The organism is Streptomyces phytophilus (assembly GCF_013870535.1).
Taxonomy (GTDB): domain Bacteria; phylum Actinomycetota; class Actinomycetes; order Streptomycetales; family Streptomycetaceae; genus Streptomyces; species Streptomyces phytophilus.
Map to the genome: position 1 here is coordinate 1 of NZ_JACBXC010000086.1, position 11,037 is coordinate 11,037.

Below are 11,037 nucleotides of genomic sequence, written 5' to 3' on the forward strand. Positions count from 1 at the left end.
GGTCTGAATGCCCGTCAGGGCGGGGCGCCGCCGCACGGTCCGTGCCGTTTTGGGTGCGGACGGGTGTGCGGCACGGGGCGGGCGGGCGTGTCGCCTGCTTCTTTTTCTTCCTGGATCTGGACGATGCGATCTCACTGCAGAAACGACAAGGGGAGCTGAGTGCGTTGACTTTACCGACCTCAGTGGATGGGGTTTCGGGAAACCACCGGGCTCGCTCCGTCGGTGTCGGCCGTGCCCACGCCAAAGCCATCCTGCTGGGAGAGCATGCGGTCGTGTACGGGGCCGCGGCGCTGGCGGTGCCGATTCCGCAGCTGACGGCGACGGCCAGTGCCGGGTTCTCCTCCGCGGGCGGCGGCGAGGGCGAGCTGTCGTTCACCATGACGGGTTCGGCGTCGCGGGCGCTGGTGACGCAGGCCTCCGACGGGCTGCGGGAGCTGACCGCGGCGTTCAAGGACCGCGCGGGGGTATCGGGCGAGCTGCACCTGGACGTGATCCTCGACGGCGCCGTCCCGACGGGGCGGGGGCTGGGTTCCAGCGCGGCGAACTCGCGGGCGATCGTGCTGGCCCTGGCCGAGCTCTTCGGCCGCACGCTGTCCGACGGCGCGGTCTTCGACCTGGTGCAGACCGCGGAGAACATGGCGCACGGCCGGGCCAGCGGAGTGGATGCCATGGCCGTGGGTGCGTCGGCTCCGCTGCTGTTCCAGGCGGGCCGGGCCCGTGAGCTGAGCATCGGCTGCGACGGCCTGTTCATCGTCGCGGACAGCGGCGCCGCCGGCAGCACGAAGGAAGCGGTCGAGCTGCTGCGCGCGGGCTTCGACGCCCGCGCCGGGGCCCGGGAGAAGTTCCTGGAACGCGCCTCGCAGCTGACCGGCCAGGCCGAGCAGGCCCTGGCCGAGGGCCGGGCCGAGGACGTGGGTGCCCGGCTGACGGACTACCACGGCCTGCTGCGCGAGGCCGGGCTCAGCACCGAGCGGATCGAGGCGATGGTCGCGGCCGCACTCGCGGCGGGCAGCCTCGGCGCGAAGATCACCGGGGGTGGTCTGGGCGGCTGCGTGATCGCGCTGACCAGGCCCGAGGAGGCCAGCCAGGTCACCCGCCGGCTCCACGAAGCCGGCGCCGTGCACACCTGGGTCGTACCGTTGAGGAGGCGCGCCGAGCATGTCTGAACAGCGGATTGCCGTGGTCCGGACGCAAGAGCCCGACACCACCCCCCACCCCACCCCCCACACCGGTACCGGCACCGATGCCGGGGCCGGTACCGGGGCGGTGGCGGTGGCGCATCCGAACATCGCGCTGATCAAGTACTGGGGCAAGCGTGATGAGCATCTGGTGCTGCCGCGGACCGACAGCCTGTCGATGACCCTGGACATCTTCCCCACGACGACCCGGGTGCGCCTGGCGCCCGGGGCGGGGCGGGATGCGGTGGTGCTGGGCGGGCGGCCGGCCGAAGGCGAGGCGCTGCGGCGCATCGTCACGTTCCTCGACCTGGTGCGGCAGACCGCCCGGGTGCCGCACCGGGCCGTGGTGGAGTCGGAGAACACAGTGCCCACCGGGGCGGGCCTGGCGTCGTCGGCCAGCGGTTTCGCGGCGCTGGCCGTGGCCGCGGCCGGCGCGTACGGGCTGTCGCTGACGGCGACCGGGCTGTCGCGGCTGGCCCGGCGCGGTTCGGGGTCTGCGTCGCGGTCGATCTTCGGTGGCTTCGCCGTCTGGCACGCGGGCCGGCCCGGGCAGGACACCAAGGCCGCGGACCTGGGTTCCTACGCCGAGCCGGTGCCGGTGGCCGATCTCGATCCGGCGCTGGTCGTCGCGGTGGTCGACGCCGGGCCCAAGGACATCTCCAGCCGCGCGGCGATGCGCCGCACCGTCGACACCTCGCCGCTGTACGAGCCGTGGGCCGCCTCCAGCAGGGACGACCTGACCGGGATGCGGGCGGCGCTGCTGCGCGGTGATCTGCAGGTGGTGGGGGAGATCGCCGAGCGCAACGCGCTGGGGATGCACGCCACGATGCTGGCGGCGCGGCCCGCGGTGCGCTACCTGTCGCCGGCGACGCTGACCGTGCTGGATGCGGTGGGGCAGCTCAGGCGGGACGGGGTGGCGGCCTACGCGACCATGGACGCCGGGCCGAACGTGAAGGTGCTGTGCCGGCGCCGGGAGGCCGACCGGGTCGCCCAGAGTGTGCGGGAGGCGGCCGCGGGAGGTGCGGTGCACATCGCCGGGCCGGGTCCCGGTGCGCGGCTGCTGCCCAAGGGCGGGCGATGACCCGCGGATCCAGCGTGGTGCGCCGGGCGCCGGGCAAGTTGTTCGTCGCGGGCGAGTACGCGGTGGTCGAACCCGGTGTCCCGGCGATCCTGGTGGCGGTGGACCGCCGGATCACCCTGACCGTGTCGGCCCTGGACGGCACCGGGGTGGAGATCTCCTCCGACCTGGCCCCGGGCCCGCTGCGCTGGCGCTGGGCCGACGGCCGCCTCGAACCCGACACCACACACCACCACAGCCACAGCAGCGACGGCAGCAGCAGCACCCCCGGCAACGGCAGCAGCGGCAGCACTGCCGGCAGCGGTGATGGTGGTGGTGGGCAGGCTCATCGGGCGTTGGGGCATGTCGTCTCGGCGGTTGAGACGACGGCGGGGCTGCTGGGCGAACACGGCCTGGCCGTACCGGCGATGAGCGTGCGGGTCGACAGCAACCTGCACGACAACGGCCGCAAGTACGGCCTGGGCTCCAGCGGCGCGGTGACGGTGGCGGCCGTCGCGGCCGTCGCGGCGTTTTGCGGCCTGGACCTGCCCACCGGGGACCGCTTCCGCCTGGCGATGCTCGCCACCGCCCGTATCGACCCCAAAGGCTCCGGCGGTGACCTGGCCGCCAGCACCTGGGGCGGCTGGATCGCCTACCAGGCGCCCGACCGGGACTTCGTCGTGGACCTGGCCCGCCGCCGCGGCACCGCCGAGGCGCTGCGCACGCCCTGGCCGCATTTCGCGGTACGCCGGCTGCCGCCGCCGGCCGGCCTGGACTTCCAGGTCGGCTGGACCGGGAACCCGGCGTCCACCGCTTCCCTGGTGGCCTCGCTGCACCGGCGGACCTGGCGGCACAGCGCCTCGCACCGCGCGTTCGTCGCCACCAGCACCGGCATCGTCCACGCCCTGGCCGACGCCCTCGAACACGGCGACGGCCCCGGCCTGCTGCACCAGATCCGCCGGGCCCGCACCGAACTGGCCCGGCTGGACGACGAGGTCCACCTGGGCATCTTCACCACCGAACTGACGGCACTGTGCGACGCCGCCGAGGCCGTCGGCGGCGCCGCCAAACCCTCCGGGGCCGGCGGCGGCGACTGCGGCATCGCCCTGCTGCCCGCCCACGCCCCCCGCGACCTCTCGCGGCTGCGGCAGCGGTGGGCCGCGGCCGGGATCCTGCCCCTGCCCCTGGGCCCCGCCACCGAAAGGAACGAGGAATGAGCGGTCAGCGCAAGGACGACCACGTCCGGCTCGCCATGGAACAGCACCGGGCCCGCAGCAGCATCAACCAGTTCGACGAGGTGTCCTTCGTCCACCACGCCCTGGCCGGCATCGACCGGCCGGACGTGTCCCTGGCCACCGCCTTCGCCGGCATCCACTGGCCCGTCCCCCTCTACATCAACGCGATGACCGGCGGCAGCACCAAAACCGGCGAGATCAACCGGAACCTGGCCACCGCCGCCCGCGAAGCCGGCGTGCCCATCGCCTCGGGCTCGATGAACGCCTACCTCAAAGACCCCTCCTGCGCCGACACCTTCCGCGTCCTGCGCACCCACAACCCCCGCGGGTTCGTCATGGCGAACATCAACGCCACCACCACCGTCGACGGCGCGAAACGCGCCATCGACCTGCTGCAGGCCGACGCCCTGCAGATCCACATCAACACCGCGCAGGAAACACCCATGCCCGAAGGCGACCGGTCCTTCGCCTCCTGGGGCCCGCAGATCCACAAGATCGCCGCAGCCGTCGGCATCCCCGTCATCGTCAAGGAAGTCGGCAACGGCCTCAGCCGCCGCACCGTCCACACCCTGGCCGCACTGGGCGTGCACGCAGCCGACGTCAGCGGCCGCGGCGGCACCGACTTCGCCCGCATCGAAAACGGCCGCCGCGAACAAGCCGACTACGCCTTCCTGCACGGCTGGGGCCAATCCACCGCCGCCTGCCTCCTCGACGCACACGACGCCCCCCTCCCCCTGCTCGCCTCCGGCGGCGTGCGCACCCCCCTGGACGTCGCCCGCGCACTGGCCCTGGGCGCAGCAGCCGTCGGCTCCTCCGGCGGATTCCTGCGCACCCTGACCGACGGCGGCGTCAGCGCCCTGGTCACCCAGCTGACGACCTGGCTCGACCAACTCGCCGCACTGCAGACCATGCTCGGCGCCCCCACACCCGCCGACCTCACCCGCTGCGACCTGCTCATCCACGGCCAACTGCGGGAATTCTGCACCGACCGCGGCATCGACACCCGCCGCCTGGCCCAACGCACCCCCACCCCCAGCCCGGCCACAGATGCCGGCACGGCCACAGACGCCGGCACGGCCGCGGGCGGCGCCCTCCACGAGATGACGGGAAGCACACGATGAGCGAAGCACACGCGATAGCCGGGGTCCCCATGAAGTGGGTCGGGCCACTGCGCATCTCGGGAAACATCGCCGACACCGAGACCCACGTCCCCCTGGCCACCTACGAATCGCCCCTGTGGCCGTCGGTGGGCCGCGGCGCGAAAGTCTCCATGCTCACCGAACAGGGCATCGTCGCCACCCTCGTCGACGAGCGGATGACCCGCTCGGTCCTCGTCGAGGCCACCGACGCCGCCACCGCGCTGCGCGCCGCGCAGAGCATCGAGACGCACATCGACGAACTGCGCGACATCGTCCGCGGCTGCAGCAGGTTCGCCCGCCTCATCGGCGTCCGCCACGAGATCACCGCGAACCTGCTGTTCATCCGCTTCGAGTTCGCCACCGGCGACGCCTCCGGCCACAACATGGCCACCCTCGCCTCCGACGCACTCCTCAAACACCTCCTGCACACCATCCCCGGCATCTCCTACGGATCGATCTCCGGGAACTACTGCACCGACAAGAAAGCCACCGCGATCAACGGCATCCTCGGCCGCGGCAAGAACGTCGTCACCGAACTCCTCATCCCCCGCCGGATAGTCACCGACGTCCTGCACACCACCGCCGCGAAAGTCGTCGAACTCAACATCCGCAAAAACCTCCTCGGCACCCTCCTCGCCGGCGGTATCCGCTCCGCCAACGCCCACTTCGCGAACATGCTCCTCGGCTTCTACCTCGCCACCGGCCAGGACGCCGCGAACATCGTCGAAGGCTCCCAGGGCGTCACCATGGCCGAAGACCGCGACGGCGACCTCTACTTCTCCTGCACCCTGCCCAACCTCATCGTCGGCACCGTAGGCAACGGCAAAGGACTCGGCTTCGTCGAAACCAACCTCACCCGCCTCGGCTGCCGCACCGAAGCCGAACCCGGCCACAACGCACGACGACTCGCCGTCATCGCAGCCGCCACCGTCCTGTGCGGCGAACTGTCCCTCCTCGCCGCCCAGACCAACCCCGGCGAACTCATGCGCGCACACATCCAACTCGAACGCGACACCACGACAGCAAAGGTTGGTGCCTAGGACATGCCCGACCCACTCGGAATCCACGACCTGTCATTCGCCACAACCGAGTACGTCCTGCCCCACACCGCACTCGCAGCACACAACGGCACCGACATCGGGAAATACCACATAGGCATCGGCCAGGAATCGATGAGCGTCCCCGCCGCCGACGAGGACATCGTCACCATGGCCGCAGCCGCCGCCGCACCCATCATCACCCGCCACGGCAGCAGCCAGATCCGCACCGTCGTCTTCGCCACCGAATCCTCCATCGACCAGGCCAAATCGGCAGGCATCTGGGTCCACTCCCTCCTCGGCCTGCCCTCAGCCACCCGCGTCGTCGAACTCAAACAAGCCTGCTACGGCGCCACAGCAGCCCTCCAGTTCGCCCTCGGCCTCCTCCGCCGCGACCCCACCCAACACGTCCTCGTCATCGCCTCCGACATCTCCAAATACGACGCCGACAGCCCAGGCGAAGCAACCCAGGGCGCCGCAGCAGTAGCCATGCTCGTCACCACCAACCCCGCACTCGCCACCATCGAAGACCCCTCAGGACTCTTCACCGCCGACGTCATGGACTTCTGGCGCCCCAACTACCGCGACACCGCACTCGTCGACGGCCAGGAATCCATCAACGCCTACCTCCAAGCCGTCGAAGGCACCTGGAAGGACTACACAGAACAAGGCGGCCACCGACTCGACGACTTCGCCGCCTTCTGCTACCACCAGCCCTTCACAAAAATGGCGTACAAAGCACACCGCCACCTACTGAACTACTGCGACCGCGACACCGACAAAACCACCATCGACCAAGCCCTCGCCCAAACCACCACCTACAACAACGTCGTAGGCAACAGCTACACCGCATCCGTCTACCTCGCCCTGGCCGCACTCCTCGACCAGGCAGACGACCTCACCGGCCGCCCCATCGGCCTCTTCAGCTACGGCTCCGGCAGCGTCGCCGAATTCTTCGCCGCCACCCCCACCCCCGGCTACCACCACCACCTACGCACCCAGGCACACCGCGAAGCCATCACCCGCCGCACACCCCTCGACTACCCCACCTACCTCACCCTCCACGAACACACCCTCCCCACCGACGGCCGCAACCACCACACCCCCACACAAACCACCGGCCCCTACCGACTCTCCGGACTCAACAACCACAAACGCATCTACGAAACCCGCTAACCCCCAACCCAAACCAGACCAGACCAGACCAGACCACCGGACCGGACCGGACCGGTCCCGCACCCGGCCCACGGACACCCACACCCCACCCCACACACAAACCGGGCACACAAGCCGGCACGCAGACCACGGCACGCAGACGGCCCACAAGGCCGGCGCAGGCCGACACAGGCCGGCCCGCCGGCCGACACGAAGGCCGACACAGGCCGCCGCAGAAGCCCTCCCGGGCCGACACAACCGGGCCGTCAGGCCACCCCACAGACCAACACGCAGACCAGCAACGCAGGCCAGCACGGCGTCCGGCCACCAACCGGGGCGTGCAGGCCCACACAGACCCGGCACGGTCTCCCGGCCCACAGGCCGCAACGTGCACACCGGCCCACCAGCCGGCACAGGCGACGGCACGCAGGCCGGCACAGGAACAGGGCGGGCAGGCCGGCACAGGACGGGGCGCCTCGGGCACCCACGCACCACCCCCGGCCCGGGCCGGGCCGAGATCCCCACCCCACTGCGCACCACCATGGCGCACCGCCCGCGCCGCACCGCCCGTGCCGTACCGCTCAGGCCGAACCGTCCGTGCCGTACTGCTCGGGCCGTACTGCTCGGGCCGTGTGCCGCGGGCAGTCCTGCACCACCATCCGAAGGGAGGGCACACACACATGACCCAGACCCCGACCACCTACACCGGCGTGCCAGACCGGATCGCCCCCAGCATCGACGTGAGGATCCTGGGAACCGGCGGCTACGTACCCGACCGCATCGTCACCAACGACGAAGTCGGCACACCGGCCGAAGTCGACGACGAATGGATCACCCGCAAAACCGCCATCCGCGAACGCCGCTGGGCCGCCCCCGACCAGGCCACCTCCGACCTCGCCACCGCCGCAGCCCACGCCGCCATGCAATCCGCGGGCATCACCCCCGCACAACTCTCCGTCATCGCCGTCGCCACCTCCACCCCCGACCGCCCCCAACCCCCCACCGCCGCCTACGTCCAACGCAACCTCGGCGCCTCCGGCACAGCCGCCTTCGACGTCAACGCCGTCTGCTCCGGCACCGTATTCGCCCTCTCCGCCGTCGGCAGCGTCATCCTCAGACGAGGCGGCTACGCACTCGTCATCGGCGCCGACACCTACTCCCGCATCCTCAACCCCACCGACCGCAGAACCGTCGTCCTCTTCGGAGACGGCGCCGGCGCCATGGTCCTGGGCACCACACCCCACGGCCCCCTCGTCCGACACGTCGCACTCCACACCTTCGGCGACCTCTCCCACCTCATCGAAGTACCCGCCGGCGGCAGCCGAACCCCCCTCACCCACAACAACCTCGACACCGGACAGCAATACTTCACCATGAACGGACGCGAAGTACGCAGCTTCGTCGTCGAACAACTCCCCCAACTCATCAAAGAATTCCTCCACGAAGCCGGCGTCGAACCCACCGACATCCACCACATCATCCCCCACCAAGCAAACGGCGTCATGCTCGACTCCATGACCCAAGACCTCGCCATGCCCAACGCCACCATGCACCGCACACTCACCCACTACGGCAACACCGGAGCCGCCTCCATCCCCATCACCCTCGACACAGCCGCCCGCACAGGCGCCTTCCAGCCAGGCCAACTCATCCTCCTCGCCGGATTCGGCGGCGGCATGGCCACCAGCTTCGCACTCATCGAATGGCACTGACCACCAACAAAACAACCACCCCCCACCCCCACCACAACAGAAACTGAACACCCCAAAACACCAACCGGCGGCAGGCATTCGGAACCCGGGCAAGATTCATGCCCCGGATTCCGGGCCCCACCAAAACCGGCCCACCCCACCAACCCCCAGCCCCCCGAGAACACAAACCCCACACCACCACGGGCCAAACCCCACACCACCAGCTGCGCCAGCACCTGGGCCACCAGCACCGGCACCCGCACCGGGCCAGCCCGAAACACCACCCGGCCCGAACCCGCACCGCACCCCACCGCCCGACCGGCGCGCCTACCACCCCAGCGCCACCGCTGCCGAGCGGAGCGAACACCCGCCCGGCCCTCACCCGCCGACAAGCCCGGCACACACCGCGACACCAGACGGCCACAGGACAGCCAGCAGGCCCCCACAACCCTCACACCGGGGGCCGCACCTCGGCCTCAAGCCGCACACAGCCCGACCGGCACCACCACACGGACCCCGAACCACACACAGACACCCCGAGCCAGCGCACCTCCGCCCAGAGCAGAACCCGACGCACGCGGAACCCCGGGCGCCAGCACGAACAGGGCAAGCGCAAGACCCGACACGGGCGACCAGACCGAGCACAGGCCAAGAGACCGGACACAGCTCCACGACCCGACACGGCATGAAGAACTGCACGCCGGCTTTGTTCACGAGCTTCGACAGCAGCTGTTCACTGGTTGGGAAGGCACCCGAGGTGCACGGGGCCCGATGTTCATGAGAACCGGCAGCCCTTCCGCTCCGTCGGCACCCGGTTCCGGGCTACTCCTGCCAGTTCGCTGTGGCTGCGGCGCGCCCCTGCCACAGCCTCACGCCCGGACCGTCCGGCTCCCACCGGTCGCAGAACCGCCGCAACTCCTCGCACCGGGCCAGCATGGCCGCCCTGCGGGCCGGCCAGGGCGGCACCTGATCGCCGTAGGCCCGGAAAAAGTGGCCGAGTGCACGGCGGTGCCCGGGATGATGGGTACGCACGATCCACTCGCACCAGGCCAGATCCTCGACCGGGTCCCCGAAGTGGGCGAACTCCCAGTCGACCACTGCGGTGACCTCGAAGGTGCCGGGATCGAGCAGCACGTTGTTGGGCCCGAAATCACCGTGCACAAGCACCTTCCCCGCTCTGGGCGCCTCTTCCGGCAACACGCTCGGTACGGACCTGTGAATACTGCGCAGCAACTCCCCGCAACTCCCCAGGACAGCTTCCGGTTGACCGGCAGCAAGAAGCTCCTGGCCGGGCACACCGGCCACGAAGCCGAGAGTGAGCGCGGTCCCAGTCGTCCCCTGTACCGGCGGGACGGGCAAGCGGCCCTGCAGCCGGGTCAACAGTGCGCGCTCACGACGGCACCTGAGCTGAGCGCCGGGACCCACGTACGTCTTCTCCACAACGGCCCCATCGCTGACCGTACGGTTGGTGTAGCCGTGCTTCAGCGGACGCATCCACTGATCATCAACCCCAGACAACTCCCCGACAACCCACCCGTACACCGCCCCCACGCCCTGCCCGCATCGGCCGGTGCCGCCGAAACTCCTGAACAATTCGATTCCCCACCCCGGCACGTACGCCTCCCAAACCAGTGAACAACTGCTGTCCCCTCCCCTGGACAGAGCCAGCACACAGACCAGCGGCCCGGGCACACACGAACCGCCGGACGCAGGCGAACCGCCAGATACAGACGAACGGGCGGCCACAGACAAACCATCAGGTACAGACGAACGGTCAGATACAGACGAACGGGCGGGCGCAGGCCCAGCGCCAGACGCAGGCGAGCAGGCGGGCGGGCGGGCGGGCGGGCGCGGAGGAACGGGCGGACACAGGCAAGCGGCCGGGCGCAGGCCCAGCGCCAGGCGCAGACGAGCGGCCGGGCGGGCGCGGAGGAACCGGCGGACACAGGCGAACGGGCGGGCGCAGGTCCAGGTACAGGCGAGCGAATGGGCGGGCTCGGAGGAACGGGCTGGCGCAGGCGAGCGGAGATCAGGCAGGATCCCCACCGGGCGGACGGGACCGGCACCCGGCAAACGCCGGAAAAAACCCCCGCCCCTGCCGGGCAGCGTTCATCGTCCCGGCACCACCCTCAAGGAACCGCCCGCAACACCCCCCACCACCGGACACAGCCACCAAACCCCGACCAGGGCACAAGCCGACACCGGTGAGCAGACCAGCCGCAGGCGAAGAGACCACACACGGCCCGCACACGGCCCGCGCGCGGCCGCGAAAGCCACACACAGGCAGCAGCCGGGCCCGGACACGGCAGCAAACCCCCCACACGGCCAGACAGACAAGCCCGGACACCGGCAAGCGGACGAAGAGACCACACAGCAGGCACCCCAAGACCAGACGCGGAGACCCTCAACAAACAGGCAAGACCGGCCACCGGCAGACCAGAAGGGACCCCCACCGGACCCACCGCCCCACACCAACCGTGCAATAAGCGGGGAACACCACCACCCCGAAAACCCAGCCCCAGCCGACAGCCAGCCGCCAACAGCC

At 70.5% G+C, this 11,037-nt stretch carries 8 protein-coding genes; 7 read left to right on the forward strand and 1 reads right to left on the reverse strand.

Features of this window, described 5'->3' with window-relative positions:
• Positions 1–182: 182 nt before the first annotated feature.
• From mvk to H5J30_RS07750, 7 genes are all read left to right on the forward strand, one after another.
• Positions 183–1,166, forward strand: a complete 984-nt coding sequence (gene mvk / locus H5J30_RS07720) for a mevalonate kinase (RefSeq protein WP_309505461.1) — start codon at positions 183–185, stop codon at positions 1,164–1,166.
• Positions 1,159–2,259: a diphosphomevalonate decarboxylase gene (gene mvaD, locus H5J30_RS07725; RefSeq protein WP_220188649.1), complete on the forward strand. Its 1,101-nt coding sequence runs from the start codon at positions 1,159–1,161 to the stop codon at positions 2,257–2,259. Before mvk ends, mvaD begins: the two co-directional genes overlap by 8 nt.
• Positions 2,256–3,452: a phosphomevalonate kinase gene (locus tag H5J30_RS07730; protein WP_181786403.1), complete on the forward strand. Its 1,197-nt coding sequence runs from the start codon at positions 2,256–2,258 to the stop codon at positions 3,450–3,452. The genes mvaD and H5J30_RS07730 overlap by 4 nt, the downstream gene beginning before the upstream one ends.
• On the forward strand, positions 3,449–4,591 hold the full coding sequence (fni, locus tag H5J30_RS07735) for a type 2 isopentenyl-diphosphate Delta-isomerase (protein WP_181786404.1): 1,143 nt from the start codon (positions 3,449–3,451) through the stop codon (positions 4,589–4,591). Before H5J30_RS07730 ends, fni begins: the two co-directional genes overlap by 4 nt.
• Positions 4,588–5,649: a hydroxymethylglutaryl-coenzyme A reductase family protein gene (locus H5J30_RS07740; RefSeq protein WP_181786405.1), complete on the forward strand. Its 1,062-nt coding sequence runs from the start codon at positions 4,588–4,590 to the stop codon at positions 5,647–5,649. The genes fni and H5J30_RS07740 overlap by 4 nt, the downstream gene beginning before the upstream one ends.
• 3 nt (positions 5,650–5,652) lie before the next feature.
• A complete protein-coding gene (locus tag H5J30_RS07745) occupies positions 5,653–6,822 on the forward strand; it encodes a hydroxymethylglutaryl-CoA synthase (protein WP_181786406.1) in 1,170 nt (389 codons plus the stop codon).
• A gap of 659 nt (positions 6,823–7,481) precedes the next feature.
• Positions 7,482–8,513 carry a 3-oxoacyl-ACP synthase III family protein gene (locus H5J30_RS07750; RefSeq protein WP_181786407.1) on the forward strand — a complete coding sequence of 344 codons (1,032 nt, stop codon included), beginning with the start codon at positions 7,482–7,484 and terminating at the stop codon, positions 8,511–8,513.
• Positions 8,514–9,314: 801 nt separating this feature from the next.
• Here H5J30_RS07750 and H5J30_RS07755 read toward each other — a convergent pair.
• Positions 9,315–9,986 carry a phosphotransferase family protein gene (locus H5J30_RS07755; protein WP_181786408.1) on the reverse strand — a complete coding sequence of 224 codons (672 nt, stop codon included), beginning with the start codon at positions 9,984–9,986 and terminating at the stop codon, positions 9,315–9,317.
• Positions 9,987–11,037 lie beyond the last annotated feature (1,051 nt).